The sequence below is a fragment of the Alkalihalobacillus sp. TS-13 genome, assembly GCF_019720915.1.
GTDB lineage: Bacteria > Bacillota > Bacilli > Bacillales > Fictibacillaceae > Pseudalkalibacillus.
The window spans coordinates 3323209-3348269 of record NZ_JAHKSI010000001.1; the positions used below are offsets into that span (position 1 = coordinate 3323209).

Below are 25061 nucleotides of genomic sequence, written 5' to 3' on the forward strand. Positions count from 1 at the left end.
ATGTCAACGTTTAGAATCATTGAAACCCTCCCATACTAGTAAAGACAATCTGGCAAAGCCAACCCTGGTGCAGGCTGAGCCATTGATAGCACTCATACTTATTTCTTAAATTTTCTACTGCATTTGATTCGTCATCTTGCTGAAAAGTTATTCTGTCCAATCGTGTAGAGAAACTTGAGTAAAGGGGGGACATGTCATGGAAGTCATAACAGTCGATCGTTTGATGAGAACATGGAAAATTGTTTGGCTCTGGCTTCGTACTTTATTAATATTTTCCTTACCCGTTGTATTGATAGGTTTCATATTTCTTATCACGATCAATCTCATTGGTCCTCCACCGTTGAAAGTCCCCCAGACTACGGTCTTTTATGGATCAGATGATTCGATCATTGGAGAGTATGAACCCCTTGGCCAAAATCGTTTCTGGGTAAAACTTGACGATGTCTCCCCCTATATGACAGAAGCGACGGTGGCTGTTGAGGACAGGAGATTCTATAGCCATCATGGCTTTGATTATAAACGGATCGCGGCTGCCATCCTAGCGGATATCCGGGCAGGTTCAAAAGTGCAGGGCGCGAGCACGATCACGCAGCAGTATTCTCGGAATCTATTCCTAGCCCCAGATAAAACCTGGGAACGGAAGCTAAAAGAAGCGATCTATGCAGCAAGGATTGAAGCCAATTATACGAAAGAGGAAATCCTGCAGGGTTATTTAAACACCATCTATTACGGCCATGGGAATTACGGGATCGAAGCAGCATCTCAATATTACTACGGGAAGTCCGCGAAAGATTTGAACCTGGCTGAATCAAGCATGCTGGCTGGTATTCCTAAAGGCCCATCTTATTATAGTCCAGTCGTCAATATGGATCGTGCAAAAAAACGTCAGAAGATTGTGCTGGATGCAATGGTCGCAACAGGGGCAGTAAGTGCAAAAGAAGCAACTGACGCCTACGAAGAGCCTTTAAAAGTCGTGGGGAAAACGAACTTGCCGGTTGAAAAAGCAGCTTACTTTCAGGATGAAGTCGAATACCTTTTGAAAAATAAAATCGGATTGGAAGCTGATGAAGTAGAGCTGGGCGGATACCACGTCTATACAACCCTGGATCCGGAATTACAGGAAAAAGCAGAGCACTGGGTTGAAGAATCGATTCCAAGAACCTCGAATATACAAGTTGGCATGGTCGCCCTCGATCCGAGATCAGGCGATGTCAAAGCGATGGTCGGCGGCAGGGATTACCTGGAGAGCGCCTATAATCGCGCGACCCAGGCACGGCGAGCACCTGGATCCACATTCAAACCATTTCTTTATACCGCTGCCTTGAAGAATGGGTTTACACCTTCTAGTCTATTGATGAGCGAGCGGACGACGTTCTTTGAAGGAGAAGAGAATCAGTATACACCAGAAAATTTCGGCAACCATTATGCCAATGACAACATTACCTTAGCTCAAGCGGTTGCTGTTTCTGACAACGTTTATGCAGTCAAGACCAACATCTTCATCGGTCCAGAACAGCTAGTTGAAGCGGCCAAGGATTTTGGTATAAAAAGCGATTTGGCTCCGATCCCTTCGTTAGCACTCGGTACAAAGCCTGTCGGGGTCCTTGAGATGACATCCGCATACAGTGTATTTGCGAACAATGGTGTAAAAACCGAACCAAGATTCATCAAAAAGGTCGTCGACTATAAAGGAGACGTCGTGTACGAGCAAGATGTTGAGAAAAAGCAAGTCGTCGAGCCGGAATACGCGTATGTGATGACTGACATGATGAAAGGTGTTTTCGATGAACGTCTTAATGACTATACACGAGTCACCGGTGCTTCCATCAACAGTTTGATTGATCGCCCGACAGCTGGGAAAACTGGTTCGACCAACTACGATAACTGGATCATCGGTTATACGCCTCAGCTCGTAACCGGAGTATGGACGGGATATGATAAAGGAAAAACATTGCATCCGTTCAATGATGTCCTCTACTCGAAAAATATTTGGGGGCACTTCATGAAGGATGCGATGGCAGGTCGTCCGGTCGCACAATTCCCTAAGCCTAAGGATGTGGTCGGCGTATATGTCAATCCAGATACAGGCTTGCTCGCGAGTGACAGCTGTCCTGGAAAGAAGCTTTCGTATTATATTGAAGGGACAGAGCCTACGAAGTATTGTACAGGCGATGCTAGTGATAAGGAAAAAACAATGCCGGTTTCTCCAAAATCGACAGAGGAAAAAGGCTTTTTCAAGAAGATCTGGAACTGGATAAGAGGTTAAAAAGCGGATTCGTCCGCTTTTTCTATTTTGTTGCGAAATTCATTCCTTTTCCGAGGGCCATAGAAAAGCGGAAGCGACCCTGTTATGCACGGAGGTCACTGGAAAACGGACGAGGAGGCTGGCGCCGTCGCAGGAAGTTTGAAGTGGTCCAAGTGACTGGTCGCTGAGCTAGACATCACTTCCTTGCATTTACCTACTTCCGCAAAGCTCCTCGCTTTTCCTGCAGGCGTGCCGCGAATCGTTCACAAAGCTTTTATATAACATTAAAGCAGTTTCTGAGAGAGTTGTTGCACTCATTGAAAAAGGGACTGACTCATGATGAGCCAATCCCTTTTTCTGTCCTAGTAAATATGTGTGTAAAACTAGTTTTTATTTTACTCGATTTCGAGTCCAACGCACAGGTTTTTCACATTTTGTTCAAAAACTGTTCAAAGAAATTTCCGTTACAACATCTTGCCAGAAAGACTGTAAACAGGATTTAAAGGGCGTTCTTCACGTCCTCACTCGCCCGCTCCCAGAACTCCTCGTTATGCTCGATCAAAAACTTTTTCAACAAGGCTTTCGATTTTTCGTCCATACGGTCGACGACGACTTTTTTCTTAAGTGCCTTATCCATATTGTTCACGTGTTCAGGCATACTTTTATAACCTCGTCTTGCTTCTACATCGACCTGGAGTTCACAGGCTCCTAGTCCAGCGTAAAATGGTCCTTCATTTGAAGAATCGACCATCACCCATACGAGCCAGTATAGTTTCGGATTCGGCGCATCTTCTCGGTTCGCCGTAAATTTGATTCGTTTCTCGACCGAGCTTCTGGCATGCAATGCTCCCATATCGACGAACACTTCTTCATCTGCAGGGTCGACAAAGATCGGCGTCAGGTTGTTGAGGTTGATTGTTCCGACACCGTAACCGCCGTGTCCATCTGTTGAATCTCCGCTTAATATTGTAAATCCTTGTTTTTTCTTCGGCTTTTTACCGCCATCGTTATTATTGTTTTCAAAGAGATCTTTCACGTCCAAAACCTCCTATTATCATCTATAAGTATATGTTCTAAAGCGAACATCCTCTTAAATGTATGGTTTTATCTTATCATACTATTCAATTCTTATGAATGATTACGGATTACCTCTTGCATTCTGAATTAAAAACGAATATTATTATGGATGGTTATTATAAATGTTCGTATTTTGGGGGTATTTCTTATGTTTACCAACTTTTTTAAGCTACAAGAAAACCAAACTAACGTTAAAACCGAATTAATTGCTGGTTTGACGACATTTTTGACCATGGTTTACATCGTTGTCGTTAACCCGGGTATTTTAAGTGAGGCTGGCGCACCCTTCGATGCTGTTTTCATGGCGACGATTATTGCGACTGTCGTGGGAACGCTTTGGATGGGATTGTTCGCCAACTATCCGATCGCGATCGCGCCTGGAATGGGTTTGAATGCCTACTTTGCGTATTCTGTCGTCGGTGGTATGGGTGTCTCCTATGAAGTAGCGTTCGGGGCAGTATTCATTGCTGGTATTTTGTTCGTGATCCTATCGCTGACACCTTTCCGTGAAAAACTAATTGAGGCGATCCCTTCGAACCTGAAGCATGGAATCACTGCAGGAATCGGATTATTCATCGCTTTCATAGGTCTTAGACTGACCGGTCTTGTCGTTTCCCATCCACAAAACCTTGTCGGATTAGGGGATCTCCATTCGCCGCAGGTCATTTTAACTTTAGTTGGACTAGCTGTAACACTGATCCTGATGGCATTGAATGTGAACGGAGCCTTGTTCTTGGGGATGGTTGTCACTGGAACAATCGCTTATTTCACTGGACAGCTTGAGTTTAAGGATGGCGTCGTTGGATTACCATCAATGCCGGATGCTTTCATTTTCGGAAGCCCAATTACAGCTATCGCGGATATGTTCACCTATGGTCTTTATGCAGTCGTATTTTCATTCCTACTCGTTACGATTTTTGATACGACCGGTACGATGATCGGGGTAGCTGAACAAGCCGGCTTGATGAAAGGAAATAAAATGCCGCGTGCACGTCAAGCGCTGCTTGCTGATTCTGTCGCTACTTCTGTCGGAGCGATTTTCGGTACAAGCCCGACCAGTGCCTATATCGAGTCGTCCTCAGGTGTTGCTGCAGGCGGTCGTACCGGAATGACGAATATGGTCGTTGCGTTCCTGTTCATCGTCGCGATGTTTTTCGCTCCACTCGTAGGTGCGATCTCAGGATTAGCTGCAATCACGGCTCCAACTCTGATCATCGTCGGTAGCTTCATGCTGTCAAGCCTTTCGAAAATCGATTGGAACACCTTTGACGAATCATTCCCGGCATTCCTGATCATATTGACGATGCCACTTACATCAAGCATTGCAACAGGAATTGCGCTCGGATTTATTTCTTATCCGCTTTTGAAAATTGTACGAGGCAAATGGCGTGAAGTCCATCCTCTTGTTATACTATTCGCCGTATTATTCTTCATCCAATTGGCGTATGTGCCGCATTAATAGAGTTGATCAAAGGAATCGCTTATGTGCGATTCCTTTCCTTTTGCCTATTTTATGAAGCTAGTTTGTTGCGTTATTGCCACGAATTACCTATATTCAACATCCCCTTAACAAACTCTCGGCCTTTGTACCCTATTTCATCCATAAAAATTATATTCAGGTTCATACCAGGTTAAAAGACCCCCGTTATTGTAGGAACTGTATTTTAAAACTTACCTGAATGGGGATGAGCGTATGTTTACTTTTACAGAAAAAAGATTCGCAATGGCATTGTTTACTTTTTCTATTGTTGCAGTTCTTCTGGCGTTACCGCTCGAACGTGCATCTGCTGAAAGTCATGAGCATGTTGAAAATGTGGCACATCGCGGAGCTGCAGGCTATGCACCTGAAAATACGATGGCTGCTTTCCGAAAAGCGTTTGAGATGAAAGCAGATTACGTGGAATTGGATGTCCAGATGAGCAAGGATGGGGAACTCGTCGTCATTCATGATACTACTGTAGACCGGACAACTGACGGCACAGGAAAAGTAAATGACCTTACATATGAAGAGCTTCGGGCTCTTGATGCAGGGAGCTGGTTTGCACCCGAATTTGAAGGTGAACCGATTCCGACATTTGAAGATGTGTTGGATGGAATGCGTGGTAAAACAAAACTCTTGATTGAACTGAAGGCCCCTTCTAACTACCCTGGAATTGAAGAAAAAGTGGCTGAAGCATTGAAGGAACGGAATATGGATAAGCCAGAAAACAATTCAGTCATTGTACAGTCTTTTGATTTCAATTCGATGAAGACCTTCCACAACCTTTTACCTGAAGTGCCGATCGGTGTGCTTACTTCCAACTATCTGGACCTTACAGATGAATCCTTGCATGAATTCAAGTCGTATGCCGATTACGTGAATCCGCACAAAAATCAAATCGATCGTGCTTTAGTCGACCGTATTCACGCTCTCGACATGGGTGTCATGCCCTGGACGGTCCGCGCAAAAGAAGACGTCCAGCCGCTTCTTGATGCAGGTGTAGACGGCATTATCAGTGATTATCCGGATTATGTGCCAAGGAATTACAAAAAGCAGTAAGTTCTCTCGTCAAAACTTGATGAACGCTGACCGGAGTTAAAAGGAAAAAGACCTGATGGAAGAAAATGCTTCCATTCAGGTCTTTTTTGATTGGAAATAGGTAATTTCTATGTTGAATTCACGAAATCAGCTGTACTTGTGGGAAAAAATGAGCCTGTCGGGACCCCAAAGTGAAGATGCTTCCGGCCATGTATACGTAAACTAGATGTTATCTACAAAAATTGAGGGGTAAATGCAAAAAATAAAATTATCTACAAAAACAAAGATTTATCTACAAAACGCATCTTATTCCGCTGGCAAGTAATCCTCCAGTTTCAATTTTCGTTTCTGTGCAGTTGGAGGGCAGGTCAGGTTGTAATTGAAAATCTTCTTGTTGATTTCCTCGACAGACTTCCGGATGTTATATTCACTAGAATATGACGCCAATTCTTCTTTCATCCGTTCAATTTCCTTATCCATCTGGATCCATGGCGGTAGGATATTATTGTCCTTCATCACCTTATTCAACAGGCGGTCAGGATTATACGAATGGTCCCCATCCAACTTCAGCGGTTTACCTTTCCCTTTCAAGTTCTCGAAAGCACCTTCCTGTTCAGCCCGTTTGATGATATCACCAATCAGATCGGAATATTGGATTTCATCGACTTCCGACTTTTTCTTACCTTCATTTTCCTTACTCACGTCGATCCCTCCCTACTAAAAATTATTCTTATTAGTAGTAATACGGGATGGAGCATGAATCTCCTCATACTATTTTTGGCAATCAAGTGAATTTTTCGCTATTCCCACTGGAGTTCCGCGAATTTCACTATAAAAAATTTCTATAAGCAATCACCTTTTAAATTTAATAAAGCCATCTATTAAAGATCATCAAAACCGTTATCGTCAGAAACCTTCGTATATTGGCGGGACTTTTGTTCAAAAAAGTCACTTTTCCCTTCATTCACCGATTCATAGGCTTTGATCCATGGCATCGGATTTTTACGATGTTCAGGATAAGGTCGCTCAGCCCCAAGCTGATTCACCCGCTTGTTTGCGATGAATTTGATATAGGCATCAAGTTCGGATGACGTGATGCCAGGGAACCGGTCCCCTAAAATATAACTTCCCCACTTAATTTCAAGCTCTGTCGCTTTTTCGAATGTTTTCCTGACAAAATGCTGTGCTTCTATCGGATCCAAAGAAAATTCCTCGATGACCGCATGGTAGATTTTCGTGAACAGATGAACGTGGAGCTGTTCATCCCGGTTGATGTAATTGATCATCGTCGAAGTCGACACCATCTTTTGGTTCCGTGCGAGGTTATAGAAGAAACTGAATCCTGAGTAAAAGTTCAACCCTTCTAGTACGACGTCATAGACGATCGACTCCAAAAACGTTTCTGGTGTCGGGTTTTTCACGAATGATTCATAGCCTTCGATGATGAATTCATTCCGCTCCCGTAAGACCGAATCATGCTTCCAATACTCGAAAATCTCATCCTGCTTCCCTTTATCGACAAGACTTGAAAGAACGTAAGAATACGATTGATTGTGGACGACCTCCTGAAAAGCAAGGACCGTCATCAATGCCGTCAAGCTCGAATCTGTCAAATAACCGGCGACCCTGTTCGCATAATCTGTCTGGATACTGTCGAGAAATGCGAGCAGGCCGATGATTTTGTTGAATGCTTCCTTTTCGTCTGCGGACAGCTCCGCGTATTGCTTGCGATCACCTGACATATTGATCTCGAATGGGGTCCAAAAGTTTGAAAGCATCTGTTTATACAACGGGTAAGCCCACGTATAGCGTACATCGTCCCAGTTCAAGACATTTGAGCTTTGGCCATTCAAAATTCCCGTTGATGCGTTAGGGGCTTCTGGTACATAAAGTTCTCTCAAATTCAAGGTTCCAGTCGAATCAGCTTTCACAAGAATCACACCCTTCTACATCTTCATGGGAAGTAGACCGGACGTAATAGGTCGACTTCAATCCAGATTTCCAGGCGGACAAGTGCAGGTCTAGAAGTTCTTTCGCTTTCACCGTATTCCGTACATAAAGATTGAACGATACCGATTGATCGACATGACGCTGCCTGACTGCATTTTGGCGGATGCTCCATTTTTGGTCGATATCATACGCACTCTTGTAGAACCACGTCGTTTCAGGTGACAAGTCTGGAGCCGTCACAGGTATTTTTGAGTTTTTCTTTTCTTCTGCATATTGCTTTTTAAAAATCGGATCGATACTCGCAGTGGAGCCTGCAATGATACTCGTTGAGGCATTCGGTGCGACTGCAAGCAGCCAACCGTTCCGGACTCCATCTTGTTGGATTTTTTCGGCTAGACAGCTCCACTCCGCACTTTCATACCCTCTCTTTTTAAAATAATCGCCTGTACTCCAGTCACTGCCTTCAAATGTCGGATAAGCTCCTTTTTCTTTTGCAAGGGCATGGCTTGCCTGGATTGTCAGGAAATTGATTTTTTCATAAAGCTGATCCGCGAATGCCACCGCTTCTTCCGACTCCCAGCGGATCCCTTCCTGTGCGAGTAAGTGATGCCAGCCGAACGTCCCTAATCCGATCGCCCGGTATTTGTCATTCGTCAAGATCGCTTGCTTTACTTCGATTTTATTTTTGTTGAGCTCGATGACGTTATCAAGCATCCTTACCTGGATCGGAATAACCCGCTCCAACACCTCTTCCTTCACGACTTTCGCAAGAGAGAGGCTCGATAGATTACAGACGACGAAGTCACCCGGTGTTTTTGTGATGATGATTTTCCCATCTGTAGTTGTTTCTTCTTCAACAGTTGTTGCTGATTGGTTTTGCGTAATTTCCGTACAAAGGTTAGTGCAATAGATAATACCTTCATGATGGTTGTTATTAAGACGGTTCACCGTATCCTTGTAAAACATGAACGGCCCGCCTGTTTCAAGCTGACTGATCATGATCCGCTTCATAATATCAATCGCTGGAACCGTTTCACGTGATAAGAATGGATTTTTAACGCATTGTTCGTACTTTTCCCGGAAACTCCCTTCACCTTCTTTTTCATCGTAAAAATCATCAAGCTCGAATCCCATCTGTTTCTTAACCTCATGAGGATCGAACAGATGCCATTCTTCACGTTTTTCGACTTTTTCCATAAAGAGATCAGGGATGACAACGCCCGTGAACAAGTCATGCGTCCTCTGCCGCTCATCGCCATTGTTCAACTTCGCATCAAGGAATGCAAAAATGTCTTTTCCGAACACAGGATAGTAGACTGCAACAGCTCCATTCCTCTGACCGAGCTGATCGACATTGACGGCTGTCGTGTTCAGCTGTTTCATCCAGGCGATCACCCCGGATGAGGTGTTTTTGTAGCCTTTTATGTCAGACCCTTTGCTACGGATCTTACCAAGGTAGACTCCGATACCTCCACCTGCTTTACTGAGCATCGCGATATCTGTATTTGAGTCATAGATACCACGTAAGCTGTCATCGACTGTATCAATGAAACACGAGCTGAGCTGACCATGGGCTTTCCCAGCATTTGCGAGCGTTGGTGTGGCGACTGTCATGTAGAGATTGGACAGCACCCAGTATGCCTCTTTAACAAGTTGAAGCCGATTTTCCTTCGGTTCAGGCATCATCAATGTCATCGCGATGACCATCCAGCGTTCCTGGGGCAGTTCGTACAAATGACGATCATGATCGCGAGCTAGATAACGATCGGCTAACATACGGATCCCTGCATATGTGAACAACTCATCCCGCTCAGGTACAAGGGCGGCTTCAAGCTCGTCCACTTCCTCTTTCGTATAATGCGCCAGTATCCCCCTATCAAAAAGACCTTTCTCGATGAGGGATTGCAGCAACCCATGAAAGTTTCCGTAACCAGGTGATTGATCACGGTTATCTGCTGCTTCCATATAAAGAGAGTGAAGATGGATTCTTGCACAGACATAGGTCCAATCCGGCTCTTCTTGAGTGATCTGTGCCATCCCTTCGAGCAGCAACAGGTTGACCAGGGCTTTTTCATCCGTCTCATCCCATTGCAGTGCAGCTTTCTCGATGAATTCTGATATATCTAGATGTGGAAATCTTTCTGTGAGCTTCTCAGTTAGATCGATGATACGTTTCGGAAAGCGCTTTTTATTTAGTAAGGTCGACATATCCATTCCTCCATTTCTATGAATCCATTAAATAGGCTGTTTTCTTATCGAATGTTGTTTTTTTACAATTTGGTAATATACTCGCTTTCCGCGGGCGGATCGCAAGCCTCCTCGCGAGTTCCTCGCTGTGGGGTCTTGCCTGGCTCGCTTTTCCCGCAGGAGTCTCATATATTTCCTTTGCTATAGATTTTAAGTAACTTATCACCTTTCAATTAACAACGTTTTTAGAAAACAGCAATTAAAAAACCACTCGGATATCGAGTGGTTGAAACGGAGACGATATGACATTGAGTCGGGACCTTGAAAAAAGATCCACGCCCAAACTGAATAGCCGTCTACGCTTCAACCCTCAATCCCCGAAGAATTGAAACACTCAAGCTCAGGCAGGTCTACTGACTCTTGCTTCATCCTACTAGGAACCTTCCCATATAAGCACCTATTGCTAGACTCTCTTATACAGTGGCATATTCCGTTCGTCGACAAATACAGTTGCGGGGACAGTTCTGGACTCACACCAGATTCCCTATCAAGTCTCCTAACGAGACACCTGTCGCTTGAATAATATCAATATATTGTGTTGTTAATCTTACATTCTCACTAAATGTGGTGTTTGTCAATATGTTTTTTTAGGATCTATGAGTTGTTGACTTTGGGATTTTTTTGGTTATTCCTAGAAAAATGAGGAGTAATTCTTAATTACGCTTAATCTTAGAAATTTTGACGTAATTCCAGAATTTTTCATCATATTCCCAGAAATTAGTAAAAAAGACCTGCAATAGAAAGCACTATGTAACGTATTATTTAACTAACCCATATCAAAAGGCACACAGCGACAGAAAACTTCACCGATGTGCCTTTTTAATTTTTCCCCTTATGATACAACTGTCTGGCTTTTCAAATCCTCGATATATCGGAATGCTTCTTCTATTTCTTCTTCCGTATATTTCTGTTTTTGTTTAACGACTTGTACCTTTTCAACAACCTCTTCTTTCGGAAGATGATCGAAATAAAGGATGGTCGAAATAAGCTCGAGGATTCGTGAAGGCTGTTCATTCATCGATGTAACACACCCCTTCAACGGCTCCAGATCAAGATCATAATGCTTTAAGAACTGTTCACCCTCACCTGTCAATGTATAGCGATACTGATAATAACCTGATACCTTTTCTCTCGTTTCTTCAATAAATCCTAGATTACAAAGTTCTTCGACTCGCAAGGTCAATTCCTCTGAATACGGCCCATAAAAATGAAACTGATATTTTTCTCCGAAAGGAAAGTTCAACTTTTTAGCGATATATACCATCTTCTGAAGCTTCTTCCGTCCTACGACCTCTCTGGCATAATCGAACAATGCAACCAACCGCGCATGATGCTCAAGCACGAAGAATCCCCTCCTAAAATTCTAATATTTCACTGATTTTTCTCTTTAAATCCTGATCGTCTATTTTTTCTACCAGATCTGATGGGTAATACAACTTGTGATCGGTCCGTTTTTTACCTGAAATGGCTTCGACGACAGTAGACTCTCTCGACAGTTCCCGGTATTCCCCGCTCTTCATCAATAGGTGGATCGGCAGGCGTTCTTCTTCCTCACCTGGACGATAAAAGTCATAAGGAAGATCGGATGAGGAATCGACGATCAAATAATACTCCGGGTCGATTCCAGCTTTGACGAAATACGTATAAAGCCTGTGCCAATGTTCCATATGGACGTTTGGGTTGAATTCCATATACTTGAACAGACGGCGATTCAAAAAACGCTCACAAAGATCGCTGAGAATCTCATCTTCTTCATCCTGCCAGGCCTGGAAATAGAACTGGATGATTCCTTCGTCGAGCTTGATATAGTCATCGAGATCAACGTTATCGTTGAATAACGAAACAAAATGAAGCGGGTCCAATTTGAATGTGTACCCTTCTTGATAAAGGACTTTCGCACGATTAAGGATTTTCGACAGGATGACCTCCGCACTGCGAGTCACTGGATGGAAATAGACTTGCCAATACATTTGATAACGGCTCATTATGTAGTCCTCGACAGCATGCATCCCACTATGTTTAATGACAACCTGGTCTTCTTTCGGTCGCATGACCCTCAAAATACGCTCTATATCGAATTGACCGTAACTGACCCCGGTGAAATAAGCATCACGGAGCAAATAGTCCATCCGGTCTGCATCGATCTGGCTTGAGATCATGCTGACGACAAGCTTGTTTTCATAGGTTTTTGCGATAACCTCGGAAACCTTACGCGGAAAGTCATCATCGACCCTCTTTAAGACGCTGTTTACTTCCGTATCTCCTAGAATGATCGATTGTGTAAAATCTTCGTGATCAAGATTGAATACTTTTTCAAAGGAATGTGAATAGGGGCCATGTCCGACATCGTGTAAAAGTGCTGCTGCTAAACAGAGGATGCGCTCTTCATCGTCCCAATGCGGGCGCCCTTGAAAAATTTCAATGATCCGACGAACGATTTCATATACCCCAAGTGAATGGCTGAACCGGCTGTGTTCAGCGCCATGGAACGTTAAAAACGTGGTACCGAGTTGACGGATCCTTCTCAAACGCTGGAACTCCTTCGTTCCAATCAAATCCCAAATGATACGGTCACGTACGTGAATGTATCTGTGTACAGGATCTTTAAATACTTTTTCTTCGTCTAATTGTTGCAGCATATAGCTCATCGCCTGGCTTGATACCCCTTTCTCCTTACACCTGAAGAAGCTGCGTCTATATTGATTGGGGGACTGACTCAAGAAAGTCAGCCTCTCTCATGTTGTTTTTTCGACAATATTACAATTATATATTCTCTAAAATGAAATGAAAACCTCTTCGAAAAAAGTGAAAAAGCTTACTTTCGTTCCGCTGTAAGTCGTAAAGTCATAGAAAAAATTTTTTTGCGGAAAATAGGATTATTCGAGCATGATGACAGGAGTAAAAACATGAAAATTATCGGCATTACGATCCTACTAGTATGTGCACTTATCACAATGATTGTTTTGATGGATTTAAAACTAGATAATCATATTGAAATCGTCGAACAATTGAACCCGTTGAAAGTACCAGAAGAATTTGAATTTGTGTTATTATTCATACTTCTTTTATTTTTGGGCATTCAATTTTATATCACTTTACGACGTTGAACCCTTCCGATAACGAATTGCAAGGATGACAAGAACAAGGAAAGGGACACCAAGCTGTAATGGAAGGTGCAGGAAGAAGGGTACGACTATCAATCCCTCTTCTAGATGCTCAGAAAAGTTCGTAGTGATGGTTAGTGCACCAAAAAGAATGACTAAGCTGATGGGATAAAAAAGCCGCTTGAACTTGTTCACATTGAACACATTGGCAGTACAAGATACTGCTACGTAATAGAAAATGGAAACTTTGAAAAACATGCCGATGATCAAGATGAAAACACCGATTGCGTCAAGGCGTTGGATGAACTGCCCGATTTGAATATGGCTGATGGTCATTAATAAGGGAAAGGTCGTTCGTGCAGCAGTCTCTGCACCAAGGACAGCGATGTCCATCATAGCTGTAAAGGCCAGCATCACCCCACTTGTCAAAATTGCAAAATATCCCGTCTGCCTGATTTTCTTCGTATTATTGACATAAGTGAACAACATCAAGAAGGCAACCAATTCTCCGAACGGAAACGTCATCGTCATTGGAAAGGCCGTTTTCAATATCACTCCCCACCCATCCCCGAAGTAAGGTTGTAATTTTTTTAAATCGACTGCTTTAGAGGCAAATAATAAGGCGATTCCAAAGAACACAAGCCCGGTTAGGATCGGAAAATAAAATTCACTTGTCCTTGCGAGCACTTCTATCCCTTTCGAAATAACGTAAAATGAAGCAAGGATCATAATCGTTAAAATGATGAACAACGGTGTTTCAACTAAGGTGGCTGAAAGTAGCAATTCACCAAAATCACGGAGAACTCGAGCGGCAAGATAAGTGAAATAAATGATGTATATGAATCCTACCGCTTTTCCAAGAATTTTACCAAAGGCTATTTGGAGCATGTCCATGTAGTTGTTTGAAGGGCTGTACAGATGGATCCGGGTGTACATCCAGAAAAATACATTACCTGCTATCATCCCTAGCAAAATAGCAATCCAAGCACCCTGTTTCGCCTGTAAACCAAGCCCTACTACAACTGCACTGCCAATTTGGAAGAAGACCATCAACACATAAAGTTGAATCGTGCTTATTTTTACTTGTTCCATAGTGTGTGCCTTCCTCCTTGCCCAATGATTTGATTATTCCGATCCGGATGGATAGATCGTGTTCGTACGAAGTCCTGCTCGTCGAATCTGAAAATCTATACGGACATCCACTTCAGCTTCAGAAAAAAGATTGTCCCAGTCTTTCTTAACCTTCTTCCATATTTCAGGCTGTTTCCGATGGAGCTGCTCTCCAAAACCAAAGATATCCAGTTTCATTTCTTGGGCGGAATGGATTGCTTTCATGACTTCGTTTGTCAACTCTTTTTCTGTTTTCTTTTCCAGCTGATGGACGACCTTTGAAGATTCAATGGCCAACGGACAGTTGACTTCTGCAATATTCCCTTCCAAGCCTAAGTCTACTTGTAACTTAGGGATATCCTGCTCCATGTTGACTTTAAGTGATGTATTCGAACGAATGACTTCGATTACAATTTGATCTTCTTCTCCCCTACAGGAAAGATTGATGATCGTGCTTTTTATTTTTCCTAAGCTTAAAAGTACCCCTCTTGCATCCTGATCGTTAATCCATTCCTGTAATCGGTCTTCCTTAAAAATCGCTAAGCCATCGATGACCAGGTTCGGCTCTCCGGCACGTTGTTGGGATACTAAAGGCTGTTTATCGGACTTGATTCCAGTGATGATCGGTTGCTTGGTTTTAATGATCAGTGTCTCGATCAATTCATTAATGGTCATCGCTAATCCTGTACCAATCAAGCTTTCCGTATTTTCAAGGCTGCCAGAGATTTTACGTGCTGGTATTTCTTCAAGCGGTGTAAGTTGCCGTAATAGTTCCTCTGCACTGCTCTCCCTTGCAATCAATATATGTATCTGTGTCCGGAATTCAGGATTACGATCAATAAGGTCCAGCATGTCACTTAAGCCTTTCCGGGCAATTTCTTCACTAATGATAATGTTGCTCGTATGGGAGTAAAACAGCCTTCTCGGAACCGATTTTGCTGCTCTTCTTAATGCCTCAAAAACCGTATCTCCAGTCGAAGTAAAAACAACTACCGGTGGACTTTTATCGGAACTGCCGGAAAATTTCGAAGCAGAACTACTAGGTCCTGCAACCTGGAAAGACACTTTATATCGCCCCTCTTCTGTAAGATCAAAGCCCATCGCCATAACGAAGGCCAGATCAGTCAATTGGCGGCTGTTCCAACATCCAGTCAAAAGAGGTAGAAGTATGATCACTAAAGAGACTTGCAGCAGGATACGTTTCATATTTCCGTTTCCTTTCTGTGTTCCTTTGAATCTATTCATCAGCAGCTTGTCGTTCCAAAGCATTCGGTTGGGGTGTTTCATGAGGCCGTTTTTTCATCGACCATAATGGAAAGCGGATGAATGTGTCCTTCTGATCGCTTGCATTAAATGGAGCAACAGAAGTCAAATAAGGTATGCCTAACGACCTTAAACTACATAAATGAGCAATCATCATGATCAGTACGATTGTAATTCCATAAAAACCAAAAGTAGCAGCTGAAATCATTAATACAAATCGGATCAGCCTTGCTGAAATCGCGATATTGAAACGTGGTGTCGCAAAACTTGAGATTGCAGTCAATGCGACGACAATGACCATGACCGGAGATACAAGACCAGCTTGTACAGCCGCTTCCCCGAGGATGACAGCTCCTACGATGGAAATCGCCTGGCCAATCGCCCGTGGCATGCGTATACCCGCTTCTCGCAGTATTTCGAACGTGATTTCCATGATCATCGCTTCAATAAAAGCAGGGAATGGCACTCCCTCCTGTTGTGCAGCCAGTCCTAATAATAAGACTGTAGGGATCATTTCTTGATGAAACGTCGTCACTGCTATGTAAATAGAAGGTGCCATCAAAGAAACAAAGAATACCAAAATCCGTAACAGTCTTAGAAACGTTGCGATATCAGACCGTAAATAATAATCCTCTGGAGATGTGAAAAATTGAAAAAAAGACACCGGCAGGACCAGTCCGAAAGGGGTTCCTTCCACAAGGACAGCAATCCGGCCCTCCAAGAGGTTTCCAGATACCACATCCGGACGTTCTGTGTTTATCACTTGTGGAAATGGAGTGAAGGTTTGATCCTGTATGAATTCTTCTAAATAACCTGATTCCAGTATTCCGTCGATTTCAATTCTGGATAACCGATCCTCTAATTCTTTGACGTGGCCCTGTTTCGCAATTCCCTCTAGATAAAGAATTTTTATTTCTGTTTTTGTCACTTCACCAATGTGCATGGATTTTACACGTAAAGCTGGGTTCTTAATTCGTTGTCTGATTAATGACGTGTTCGTTACAAGAGATTCCGTAAAGCTATCTTTAGGTCCTCTCACGACAAGTTCTGAGGATGGTTCAGTGATGGTTCTTGTTTGTCCGCCTTTACAATAGCAGCCGATACTTTGATCTGAACCTTGAACGAGTATGACGGCATCACCAGAAAGCAATAGGGATACCGTATCATTCCAATTATGCAATTTTGTCGTCTTGGAAGTTGATAAGACAGATTCACTGAAATAATCGATTGGATTCACATCTTCCGGAACCTCAACCATCTTCAAGTCCATCAAGCTACTTGTGACAGAGTGAATCAGAATATGCTGATCCACCATTCCCTCAATATAAAGGAGAGCAAGCTCCACTCCATTTCCAGATCGGAACCTCTGGATATGTAAGTCACTGCTCCCCCCCATCAATTGTGTTATCCGATTTATATTATCATCAACATTTGAACTCAACGGTTCATTCTTTTGTAAGTTTCCGTTGTCTGTATCACGGGAATCACTTCGAATTTTTTTTGAGGATCTTCTAAATGACCTTTTCATTAAAATGGACCCCGTTTCAAGGAATTCTTTCTAGTCCATTGTTCACATTTACGAAGAGAAGTATACGTTGTTTAAACCCAAAGTCTGCTATAACAGAAAGATTGATAACGAAGAAAACAAAAAGAGCCGACCTGAGGAATCCATCCTCTGGTCAGCTCTTAGTCTTCGATTATTAAAAATTAAATGTCTAGATCTGGCGTTTTTTGCGGTGCTCCGCCGTGCTTTTCTTCAGACTTAGCGACAATGACCGCACAAGCTGCGTCACCCGAAATGTTAACCGCTGTACGTGTCATATCCAATAGTCGGTCAACACCTAGCACAAGTCCGATCGCTTCAACTGGCAGCCCAACTTGCTTGAGGACCATCGCAAGCATAATCAGTCCTACCCCCGGCACACCCGCTGTACCGATACTTGCAAGTACTGCAGTAAGGACAACTGTAATAAGCTGCGTAAAAGATAGATCGACCGCATAAACCTGGGCGATGAATACAGTCGCAACCCCCTGCATGATCGCTGTACCATCCATATTGATCGTCGCTCCAAGCGGCTGCACGAAGCTGCTGACCTGTTTTGGTACATTCAGGTTTTCTTGAGCTGTCTTCATGGATACTGGAAGCGTACCGCTACTGCTGGATGTACTGAATGCCACCGTCATTGCTGGGGCAAAACTCTTGAAAAATTTGATCGGATTCATTTTTCCGAGTGTTGAAATAGCTGTTCCATATGTGATCATGGCATGCAAGAGCAATGCAAGTAATACAGTTCCGAAATAAAGACCCATCGCTTGCAATGCATCTATACCGAAACTTCCGACGGCGGAAGCAATCAATGCAAATGCACCATAAGGAGCAAGGAACATGACAATATTGACAAGATACATCAGTATGTCATTACCTTCATTAAGTAAACGTCGTACACCTTTTGTTTTTTCGCCTAACATCGCAACCGCAAACCCTACGAAGATGGCAAACGCGATAATTTGAAGCATCTCACCCTTCGCCATTGCATCGATCGGGTTTGTCGGGATAATGTTCAACAATGTATCAACGACTGGTGGAGCTTCTTCTGCTTCAAATTTAGCCTCCCCTGTGTCAAAACCTCCACCTGCACCTGGCTGGATCACATAAGCTAAACCAAGTCCGATTACGATCGCAATAGTGGTGGTGATAAGGAAGAAACCAATTGTTTTTCCACCGATACGACCCAGCTTTTTCGGGTCTCCGATTCCAGCGGCACCAAGTGCAATAGAGAAAAAGACAATCGGTACGACTAGCATTTTAATTAGATTTAAGAAGATGGTTCCGACTGGACCAAAAACGTATTTGTCAAGAACTGTAAACAGATCGGCTGCAAAAAGGTTAAGAACAATTCCAACGATTATACCTAATATGAGACCGATTATGATTTGGACGCTTAACTTCATATTTTCTCCTCCTACCTAATAATGTTACGCTATTGGATATTTTCTTATGGTTTCAGAATGTTGTCAAATGTCAATATAAAACATTTCGCATGTTTATACAAAGAAAGACTTATTGAAGTATTGATATGTAAGCGTTTGTAATATTATTCCTTACTAGAAAGTAGCAATAAATTCTCTTTTCCCCTCCGTTTCTATATGTATAAAATCCCCTATTTGCATACATTTACACCACTGTTTTCCTTATTTTGTTAATGTTAAGCATAAAAAATCGACAAAACCTAGAGAGTGAGATTCCTAATTGTACAGGACATGCTATAATAGAACGGTTGAGGTTATTAAAGGAGCTTTAGCAATGGAAGAAATGATTAAACGTATATTATCCCAGCCTGAATGGCGTATCATAGACCAGACAACACTCGGGGATTCATTCCATGCCCTTCAATCTTTTGCAATGGACGACACCTTGTGCAGTTCCATCGGTTCTGAAGGTTCTCCACCAACAGTCCGTGCCTGGGTCCATCCAAAAACAGTCGTATTAGGGATTCAGGACAGCCGGCTTCCGAACCTTTCAGATGGCGTTAATTACCTAAAAGAACAAGGTTATGAAGTCATCGTCCGAAATTCAGGTGGACTAGCCGTCGTACTTGATGATGGGGTGTTGAATCTATCGCTTGTGCTTTCTGAAAAAGAGCAGAAAATCGATATCGACCTCGGATATGATGCTATGGTCTACCTTACTGAGCAACTGTTGAAGCCATATGGATTAACATTTGAACAAAAAGAAATCAGCACATCCTACTGTCCTGGAAAATATGATTTGAGCATTGATGGAAAGAAGTTTGCGGGCATCTCCCAGAGGCGCCTGCGCGGTGGGATTGCGGTGCAAATCTACCTATGTGTGAACGGTTCTGGATCCGAGCGTGCTGAGTTGATCCGGGAATTTTATAAACGTGCAAAAGGTGAACACGAAACCAAATTCATGTATCCTTTGGTTGATCCAGACGTAATGGCCTCCTTAACAGAACTTTTGGGAAAGCCAATCACTGTCAGTGACCTAATGAAGGACTTATTACTTTATTTAAAAGAACAAGATTCAGAGCTACTTTCAGCACAATTATCCATATCCGAAATCAATCAATATGATTATTATCTGAAACGTGTCGTCGAACGAAACAAAAAAGCACTGGAACGGTGAAGAAGACACAGGAAAATCTTTCTCGTTAAAGAAAACTTGGCAAAGCCAAGCCTTTTGCAGGCTGAGCCATAGTTGCGCTTATACTGAAGAAAGTATTTTTATACTTTCTTTAAGTGTAAAAATCGAGTGTGAACCATTTCAATTATGGTATCACACTCGATTTTTTCTCTTTATTGTGTGGTTTTTATCCTTGTAATGCTTGCATTGCTGTAATTAAGGATAACTTGTAGACATCCTCACTGTTGCATCCTCTCGAAAGATCGTTCACTGGCTTGTTCAGCCCTTGGAGCACTGGTCCGATCGCTTCAAATCCACCTAAACGCTGAACCATTTTATACCCGATGTTCCCTGCCTCCAGTCCAGGAAAGACGAATACATTCGCTCTTCCTTCAAGAGGAGAATCAGGTGCTTTCTTAGCAGCTACTTCCGGCACAAATGCTGCATCGAATTGAAGCTCCCCATCTATAGGGAAATCAGTGCCCAATTCGTTCAATATGGTAACCGCATCGATTACTTTTTGTGTCTCATCCGATTTTGCTGACCCTTTTGTAGAAAAGCTGAGCATCGCAACTCTTGGGGGGATACCGAATACCCGCGCAGTTTCGGCACTGGTTGCTGCAATTTCAGCTAAATCCGTAGCGGATGGCTCGATATTGATTGCACAATCTGCAAAAATGTACCGTTCATCTTCTTTTACCATCAAGAAAGCCCCTGAAGTCCGTTTGATGCCTTCCTTCGTCTTGATGATTTGTAGAGCGGGTCGCACAGTATCTGCAGTTGAATGCGCTGCACCACTTACTAGCCCTGAAGCCTTATCCATATAAACGAGCATGGTGCCAAAGTAATTGACATCCAGGAGAATTTCCCTCGCTTCAGGTTCATTGACTTTCCCTTTCCGGCGTTTCACAAATAGGTCAACCATTTCATCAAAACCTTCATAATCAGCTGGTGAAAGAATTTCGACAAGGTCGAGGTCAAGTGCTTTCTGTTCCAAAGTCGTTCTGATGAATGCTTGGTCCCCGATCAAAATCGGTTTCAAAACCTTCTCCTCAGCCAAACGAAAAGCTGCGTCTATGATACGAGGATCATTTCCTTCTGGAAAAACAATCGAAGGATAGATCGCTTTAAGTCTCTGTTCCATTACTGAAAACATGTTACTCATGTTAACTCCTCCTCTTTCTAATGCTTACAGAGTTTTATTCAATGTTTCAAAAATGATTCTATCTTTTTCATGTCCTACAATACTCCTTTTTATCCCTGTATGAAACCAAAAGAGTATTATGTAATCGCTTCACTCAAAAAGTTTTTACTTTCACAATTCTCATAACCTTTCTATCCGTTAATCAAACTTTAAAGCGAGTATATTTCTACGTCATTAAAACAATCTTTACTAAAAGAGCCTTCATAAAAATGTCAGACCCCTCTTTTTTTGTTTGCATGGATTTGTGATATGATGGTTACGGGAAAAACCTTGATAGTAATGAGATAAAGGAGTGTCTATAATGAACGAAGCGGCTAAAACCTTAGATGGCTGGTATTGTTTACATGATTTTCGTACGATGAATTGGACAGCATGGAAATCTATCTCAAGTGACGAGCGTGAGCATGCGATCCAAGAACTACTCACTTTTCTTGAAAAATGGGAAGTGACAGAGGCACAACAACAAGGAAGTCACGCATTCTACTCAATCGTAGGACAAAAAGCTGATTTCATGATGATGCTTCTCCGTCCGACAATGCAAGAGCTTAATGAAATTGAAACAGCCTTCAATAAAACGACTTTTGCAGAGTACACAGTTCCTGTTTATTCATATGTATCAGTCGTAGAGCTAAGCAACTATATGGCTTCTAAAGATGTGGATCCAGAAACTGATCCAATGATTCAAGGACGCTTGAAGCCAACTCTTCCAAAGTGGGAACATGTTTGCTTCTATCCAATGGACAAACGCCGCGAAGGAAACGATAACTGGTACATGCTTTCGATGGACGAGCGTCGTGATATGATGCGCAGTCACGGCATGATCGGCCGCGGCTATGCAGGTAAAGTGAAGCAAATCATCACAGGTTCAGTAGGTTTCGACGATTGGGAATGGGGCGTCACCCTATTTGCAAACGACGTGCTCCAGTTCAAAAAGCTTGTATACGAAATGCGTTTTGACGAAGTAAGTGCACGTTTTGGTGAATTCGGTTCATTCTACGTAGGAAACATTTTGCCGAAAGAAAAAGTCAGTTCTTTCTTAGCTGTATAAACATATTGGATTAATCGACAGCCTTTATATGAGGGCTGTTTTTTGTTTTTCCGAAAAGCTCTTTTAGTAATGGTTTGTTAAAGAATAATGTTGCGTTATTCACTAAACATTTTCTGATTGATCAATCATACGTATAGTAAGTGAAAGCCTACTTCATAGGGGGTGGCATCATGGCAGTAGTGAGGGCGAATCAAAAAGATATCGAGACACTTGCAAGATTGATGCGAGCAGAAGGAGAGAGTGAAGGAAAGCTAGGAATGCTCATGGTCGGGAATGTGGGCGTCAATCGGGTAAGGGTCCGTTGTCTTGATTTTAAGGACATCAATACGATTCAAAGGATGGTCTTCCAATCTCCGGGAGGATTCGAAGCGACCCAGAAAGGCTATTTTTATCAAGGGGCGAGGCAAAGTGAAATCAAATTGGCGAAAAAGGTGATTGCAGGACAAAGATTCAACCCAGCTGAATTTTCCTTATGGTTCTTCAAACCACCAGGAGCTTGTCCAGCACAGTGGTACAACCAGGCTAATGCAGGTCGTTTCAAGTCCCATTGTTTCTATCAGCCTAGTGAGGCAGACTGTTCTGAGGTCTATTCAACGTTTTAATAGTCATAACTTATCCGAGCACCGAGTATACCTGTTTAATAGGGAGTATCATTGAAGATGGGGAGGTTTGTTATGAACTATCCGAATTATCGTCAGAATCAAAACAACATGCAGGGAATGCAAGGTATGCCGGGTACTCAAGGCATGCAAGGAAATCAAGGCATGCAAGGAATGCAGGCTGTGCCTGGTCAATTCCCATCAGGATTTCCTGGTGCAGCTCAAATGAACGGCCAACTCCCGGTCGAACAGTCGTATATCGAGAATATCCTTCGTTTGAACCGGGGTAAAGTTGGAACATTCTATATGACATTCGAAGGCAATCCGAAATGGCCGGCAAAAATTTTCAGAGGTGTAATAGAGGCTGCAGGACGCGATCACATCATCATCAGTGATCCTGAATCAGGAAAACGTTATTTATTATTGATGGTGTACTTGGATTATGTAACGTTTGATGAAGAAATCGAGTACAGTTATCCTTTTAACAATCAAAGTGCTCAAAGTGCTGGACAAATGGTGACTTACTCTCCAAGGTAAGTATTGAGAAAGGGCGGATAACGCATCCATTGATGTGATGACGCCCTTTTTTCTTTTGCTGCTGCCTCATCTCGCTGGTGCCTGGCACCGTTTTGAAAGTCTTGCTACAACTGGTTTCCCATTCGGTGCCAGGCACACACTGGGCATGCACTTTAACGGACATGAGAGCCGCTATTTGTGAAAAAAGGCTGTGAGGTAAAAAATTAACGGACATGAGAGCCTTTATTTGTTGTTAATAGGGCTGATTTAGGCTCATTTCACCGAAATAACGTCTCTGGTGTCCGTTAAGTCTTCAAAAAAGAGGTTTTCGGCACAAATAAGGTCTCTGGTGTCCGTTAACCCACACTAACAACGCCAAGTTAAGCCTTCCCCCCACGGAAAGGGAGTGAATTTCACAAAATCAACAATAATGTATAACAATACAATTAAAAAAAGCAAAAAGAGCTGACTCAAACTCTTTTTGCTGCTAGAAACCTATACTTTCAACATCGCGATGATGATCAGCACCCAGCTGATAATGAACGCCAGACCTCCAAATGGCGTGATGATCCCTAATTTCGAAATTCCGGTCACACTCAATACATACAAACTTCCCGAGAATAGAATGATCCCTAAAAGCATAATCCACCCTGCTGCTCCAAGCATTGAGGAGTTCGGAAATTTATCAGCTAAAAATGCGACTACGAAAAGTCCGAGTGCATGAAAAATGTGATATTGTACACCTGTTTTGTACACTTCCATCATCTTGGAGGAGAGCTTCGATTCAAGTCCATGGGCTCCAAAAGCACCGAGAACTACGGCTAGACCCGCGTTTAATGCACCTAAAAGAATAAATAATTTAAACATGATTCTTCTCCTTTTGGCATATTGGATTATCGTGACAATGCTTCTTCAAGTGTAATGAAAACTTTTCCGCTTGCCAACTGTTTAAGAAAGACGTCTAACATTTGTCATTTTTCAACTTCTCAAGAACAGCTTGTCCCTCCTTGGTCTTTTCCAACAATTCCTTCAAAGTCGGTAGATGATCTGTATCATAACCTCGGACCGCTTCCATCACCCTTAACTTGACCTCCTGTTCGACATCTTCCTGATAACGTCTTTCCATCGAAATGACTGTCTGTTTGATTTTCGGTTCCAGGCGCTCGAGTATATGCTGAATTGAAGATCTATCATTCTTTTTCTTTGCTTTTTGCACGCTTCCGTATAAATCCATGTCTTTCATTCCTCTCTTCCAAGTGTTCTCCAATTTCTTGAATGGAACTCTCCAGATTGACGAGCCTCTTTTCAAATTGAAACAAGAGATAAAGTGCCACTACTGTCGGAAAACCGATGTTTGAAATCAAGTTGAACCATCCGACGACATTCGTTCCTTCAAGCATATTTTTCACCTTCCATCCATTTTTTCAAATGATCCAAAGCACGTCGATGTGTTTTCGAAATTGATTGTGGGCTCACATCCAGAGAATGTGCAATTTCCCTCAACTTCCATTCTCTTTGATAGTGTAGATGGATGATTTTCCTTTGATGCTCCGTCAATCTTAAAATGGCTTGGCTCAATATAGGACACTCGAATTCTGTCTGGATATAGTCTTTCAGTGTGTTGTCTTCTGTAAAAATTTTTTCCAAAGCTGTCTCTTCAATTGTGGGGAACTGATTTTTCCGGAGTTTTCGTATATAGTTGATCGCTTGATAATAAATGAATTTAGACATGTAATGAATGAATCGGCATTCAAAACAAAATTGTTGGAAGCGATGATTCAATTCCGTGTATTGATCAACCGATGGTGAATTGATGAATTGCAGCATTTCAATCCGATTATCCTGATGGTTTATAAATGCTGATAAGAGATCCCCCTGTCTTTCTATTTGACGTAATATACGCTCTGCATCTCTCATTCTGCATCCCTCCCTTTATCAATAAAGCAAAACGAACGTCCAAAAAAACAAACAAAACGCGAACGTTTGTTCTTATTTTAAGTATAAAAAAGAGAACACCCTTTGACCATAAGGCTTTT

23 protein-coding genes and 1 riboswitch are annotated in these 25061 nt (G+C 42.5%); of the genes, 8 read left to right on the forward strand and 15 right to left on the reverse strand.

Going from position 1 to position 25061, the window contains the following annotated elements; genetic code table 11:
• The first annotated feature begins 196 nt into the window (after window positions 1–196).
• A complete protein-coding gene (locus KOL94_RS15820; RefSeq protein WP_221567346.1) occupies window positions 197–2266 on the forward strand; it encodes a transglycosylase domain-containing protein in 2070 nt (689 codons plus the stop codon).
• A 478-nt stretch (window positions 2267–2744) separates the two neighbouring features.
• Here the strand turns inward: KOL94_RS15820 and KOL94_RS15825 are convergent, their stop codons facing one another.
• Entirely contained in the window at window positions 2745–3281 is a 537-nt protein-coding gene (locus KOL94_RS15825) for a YwhD family protein (RefSeq protein WP_221567347.1), read from the reverse strand.
• Window positions 3282–3470: 189 nt separating this feature from the next.
• Between KOL94_RS15825 and KOL94_RS15830 the strand changes: the two genes are divergently transcribed.
• Together KOL94_RS15830 and KOL94_RS15835 are read left to right on the forward strand one after the other, a co-directional pair.
• Window positions 3471–4781 carry an NCS2 family permease gene (locus tag KOL94_RS15830; protein WP_221567348.1) on the forward strand — a complete coding sequence of 437 codons (1311 nt, stop codon included), beginning with the start codon at window positions 3471–3473 and terminating at the stop codon, window positions 4779–4781.
• A 234-nt stretch (window positions 4782–5015) separates the two neighbouring features.
• Complete coding sequence (locus tag KOL94_RS15835; protein ID WP_221567349.1) at window positions 5016–5861, forward strand: glycerophosphodiester phosphodiesterase; 846 nt, start codon at window positions 5016–5018, stop codon at window positions 5859–5861.
• Between the two features lie 285 nt (window positions 5862–6146).
• On the opposite strand, the gene KOL94_RS15840 is transcribed toward KOL94_RS15835, so the two are convergent.
• From KOL94_RS15840 to KOL94_RS15860, 5 genes are all read right to left on the reverse strand, one after another.
• A complete protein-coding gene (locus KOL94_RS15840; protein WP_221567350.1) occupies window positions 6147–6542 on the reverse strand; it encodes a DnaJ family domain-containing protein in 396 nt (131 codons plus the stop codon).
• Window positions 6543–6721: 179 nt separating this feature from the next.
• Window positions 6722–7771, reverse strand: coding sequence for a ribonucleotide-diphosphate reductase subunit beta (locus tag KOL94_RS15845; RefSeq protein WP_311775155.1), 1050 nt, complete (start codon window positions 7769–7771; stop codon window positions 6722–6724).
• On the reverse strand, window positions 7761–9998 hold the full coding sequence (locus KOL94_RS15850; protein ID WP_260412344.1) for a ribonucleoside-diphosphate reductase subunit alpha: 2238 nt from the start codon (window positions 9996–9998) through the stop codon (window positions 7761–7763). Before KOL94_RS15850 ends, KOL94_RS15845 begins: the two co-directional genes overlap by 11 nt.
• 365 nt (window positions 9999–10363) lie before the next feature.
• Window positions 10364–10565: riboswitch (cobalamin riboswitch) on the reverse strand.
• Between the two features lie 304 nt (window positions 10566–10869).
• Window positions 10870–11379, reverse strand: a complete 510-nt coding sequence (locus KOL94_RS15855; protein ID WP_221567352.1) for a YwgA family protein — start codon at window positions 11377–11379, stop codon at window positions 10870–10872.
• Window positions 11380–11392: 13 nt separating this feature from the next.
• On the reverse strand, window positions 11393–12685 hold the full coding sequence (locus KOL94_RS15860) for an HD domain-containing protein (RefSeq protein ID WP_221567353.1): 1293 nt from the start codon (window positions 12683–12685) through the stop codon (window positions 11393–11395).
• A 258-nt stretch (window positions 12686–12943) separates the two neighbouring features.
• Between KOL94_RS15860 and KOL94_RS15865 the strand changes: the two genes are divergently transcribed.
• On the forward strand, window positions 12944–13144 hold the full coding sequence (locus KOL94_RS15865) for a YczF family membrane protein (protein ID WP_221567354.1): 201 nt from the start codon (window positions 12944–12946) through the stop codon (window positions 13142–13144).
• Here KOL94_RS15865 and KOL94_RS15870 read toward each other — a convergent pair.
• The 4 genes from KOL94_RS15870 to KOL94_RS15885 all read right to left on the reverse strand — a co-directional run bounded on the left by KOL94_RS15870 (window position 13133) and on the right by KOL94_RS15885 (window position 18466).
• On the reverse strand, window positions 13133–14233 hold the full coding sequence (locus KOL94_RS15870; protein WP_221567355.1) for a GerAB/ArcD/ProY family transporter: 1101 nt from the start codon (window positions 14231–14233) through the stop codon (window positions 13133–13135). The genes KOL94_RS15865 and KOL94_RS15870 overlap by 12 nt on opposite strands.
• Before the next feature lie 33 nt (window positions 14234–14266).
• Complete coding sequence (locus tag KOL94_RS15875) at window positions 14267–15496, reverse strand: Ger(x)C family spore germination protein (RefSeq protein ID WP_221567356.1); 1230 nt, start codon at window positions 15494–15496, stop codon at window positions 14267–14269.
• The gene (locus KOL94_RS15880) at window positions 15489–17042 is read right to left on the reverse strand and encodes a spore germination protein (protein ID WP_221567357.1); all 1554 of its coding nucleotides are present in this window, start codon (window positions 17040–17042) and stop codon (window positions 15489–15491) included. Before KOL94_RS15880 ends, KOL94_RS15875 begins: the two co-directional genes overlap by 8 nt.
• A gap of 179 nt (window positions 17043–17221) precedes the next feature.
• The gene (locus KOL94_RS15885) at window positions 17222–18466 is read right to left on the reverse strand and encodes a dicarboxylate/amino acid:cation symporter (protein ID WP_221567358.1); all 1245 of its coding nucleotides are present in this window, start codon (window positions 18464–18466) and stop codon (window positions 17222–17224) included.
• Between the two features lie 361 nt (window positions 18467–18827).
• Between KOL94_RS15885 and lipL the strand changes: the two genes are divergently transcribed.
• Window positions 18828–19661, forward strand: a complete 834-nt coding sequence (gene lipL, locus KOL94_RS15890; protein WP_221567760.1) for an octanoyl-[GcvH]:protein N-octanoyltransferase — start codon at window positions 18828–18830, stop codon at window positions 19659–19661.
• Between the two features lie 184 nt (window positions 19662–19845).
• On the opposite strand, the gene pta is transcribed toward lipL, so the two are convergent.
• Window positions 19846–20823, reverse strand: coding sequence for a phosphate acetyltransferase (gene pta / locus KOL94_RS15895; protein WP_221567359.1), 978 nt, complete (start codon window positions 20821–20823; stop codon window positions 19846–19848).
• Between the two features lie 340 nt (window positions 20824–21163).
• Between pta and hemQ the strand changes: the two genes are divergently transcribed.
• The 3 genes from hemQ to gerQ all read left to right on the forward strand — a co-directional run bounded on the left by hemQ (window position 21164) and on the right by gerQ (window position 23046).
• Window positions 21164–21910 (forward strand): hydrogen peroxide-dependent heme synthase, encoded by a 747-nt coding sequence (gene hemQ, locus KOL94_RS15900; protein WP_221567360.1) that lies wholly within the window; start codon window positions 21164–21166, stop codon window positions 21908–21910.
• A gap of 170 nt (window positions 21911–22080) precedes the next feature.
• Entirely contained in the window at window positions 22081–22512 is a 432-nt protein-coding gene (locus tag KOL94_RS15905; protein WP_221567361.1) for a cell wall hydrolase, read from the forward strand.
• Between the two features lie 72 nt (window positions 22513–22584).
• Window positions 22585–23046 carry a spore coat protein GerQ gene (gene gerQ, locus KOL94_RS15910; protein ID WP_260412345.1) on the forward strand — a complete coding sequence of 154 codons (462 nt, stop codon included), beginning with the start codon at window positions 22585–22587 and terminating at the stop codon, window positions 23044–23046.
• 474 nt (window positions 23047–23520) lie between these two features.
• On the opposite strand, the gene KOL94_RS15915 is transcribed toward gerQ, so the two are convergent.
• From KOL94_RS15915 to KOL94_RS15930, 4 genes are all read right to left on the reverse strand, one after another.
• Window positions 23521–23892 carry a DUF423 domain-containing protein gene (locus KOL94_RS15915; protein WP_221567363.1) on the reverse strand — a complete coding sequence of 124 codons (372 nt, stop codon included), beginning with the start codon at window positions 23890–23892 and terminating at the stop codon, window positions 23521–23523.
• A 94-nt stretch (window positions 23893–23986) separates the two neighbouring features.
• Complete coding sequence (locus KOL94_RS15920) at window positions 23987–24268, reverse strand: helix-turn-helix domain-containing protein (RefSeq protein ID WP_221567364.1); 282 nt, start codon at window positions 24266–24268, stop codon at window positions 23987–23989.
• Entirely contained in the window at window positions 24216–24425 is a 210-nt protein-coding gene (locus KOL94_RS15925; protein ID WP_221567365.1) for a YvrJ family protein, read from the reverse strand. The genes KOL94_RS15920 and KOL94_RS15925 overlap by 53 nt, the downstream gene beginning before the upstream one ends.
• A complete protein-coding gene (locus KOL94_RS15930; protein WP_221567366.1) occupies window positions 24418–24942 on the reverse strand; it encodes a sigma-70 family RNA polymerase sigma factor in 525 nt (174 codons plus the stop codon). Before KOL94_RS15930 ends, KOL94_RS15925 begins: the two co-directional genes overlap by 8 nt.
• Window positions 24943–25061: the final 119 nt, after the last annotated feature.

Coding starts and splice junctions, on each gene's coding strand:
- KOL94_RS15820 (WP_221567346.1), top strand. CDS start 197: ATGGAAGTCATAACAGTCGATCGTTTGATGAGAACATGGAAAATTGTT.
- KOL94_RS15830 (WP_221567348.1), top strand. CDS start 3,471: ATGTTTACCAACTTTTTTAAGCTACAAGAAAACCAAACTAACGTTAAA.
- KOL94_RS15835 (WP_221567349.1), top strand. CDS start 5,016: ATGTTTACTTTTACAGAAAAAAGATTCGCAATGGCATTGTTTACTTTT.
- KOL94_RS15850 (WP_260412344.1), bottom strand. CDS start 9,998: ATGTCGACCTTACTAAATAAAAAGCGCTTTCCGAAACGTATCATCGAT.
- KOL94_RS15860 (WP_221567353.1), bottom strand. CDS start 12,685: ATGAGCTATATGCTGCAACAATTAGACGAAGAAAAAGTATTTAAAGAT.
- KOL94_RS15865 (WP_221567354.1), top strand. CDS start 12,944: ATGAAAATTATCGGCATTACGATCCTACTAGTATGTGCACTTATCACA.
- KOL94_RS15870 (WP_221567355.1), bottom strand. CDS start 14,233: ATGGAACAAGTAAAAATAAGCACGATTCAACTTTATGTGTTGATGGTC.
- KOL94_RS15875 (WP_221567356.1), bottom strand. CDS start 15,496: ATGAATAGATTCAAAGGAACACAGAAAGGAAACGGAAATATGAAACGT.
- KOL94_RS15880 (WP_221567357.1), bottom strand. CDS start 17,042: ATGAAAAGGTCATTTAGAAGATCCTCAAAAAAAATTCGAAGTGATTCC.
- KOL94_RS15885 (WP_221567358.1), bottom strand. CDS start 18,466: ATGAAGTTAAGCGTCCAAATCATAATCGGTCTCATATTAGGTATAATC.
- lipL (WP_221567760.1), top strand. CDS start 18,828: ATGATTAAACGTATATTATCCCAGCCTGAATGGCGTATCATAGACCAG.
- pta (WP_221567359.1), bottom strand. CDS start 20,823: ATGAGTAACATGTTTTCAGTAATGGAACAGAGACTTAAAGCGATCTAT.
- hemQ (WP_221567360.1), top strand. CDS start 21,164: ATGAACGAAGCGGCTAAAACCTTAGATGGCTGGTATTGTTTACATGAT.
- KOL94_RS15905 (WP_221567361.1), top strand. CDS start 22,081: ATGGCAGTAGTGAGGGCGAATCAAAAAGATATCGAGACACTTGCAAGA.
- gerQ (WP_260412345.1), top strand. CDS start 22,585: ATGAACTATCCGAATTATCGTCAGAATCAAAACAACATGCAGGGAATG.
- KOL94_RS15915 (WP_221567363.1), bottom strand. CDS start 23,892: ATGTTTAAATTATTTATTCTTTTAGGTGCATTAAACGCGGGTCTAGCC.
- KOL94_RS15920 (WP_221567364.1), bottom strand. CDS start 24,268: ATGAAAGACATGGATTTATACGGAAGCGTGCAAAAAGCAAAGAAAAAG.
- KOL94_RS15925 (WP_221567365.1), bottom strand. CDS start 24,425: ATGCTTGAAGGAACGAATGTCGTCGGATGGTTCAACTTGATTTCAAAC.
- KOL94_RS15930 (WP_221567366.1), bottom strand. CDS start 24,942: ATGAGAGATGCAGAGCGTATATTACGTCAAATAGAAAGACAGGGGGAT.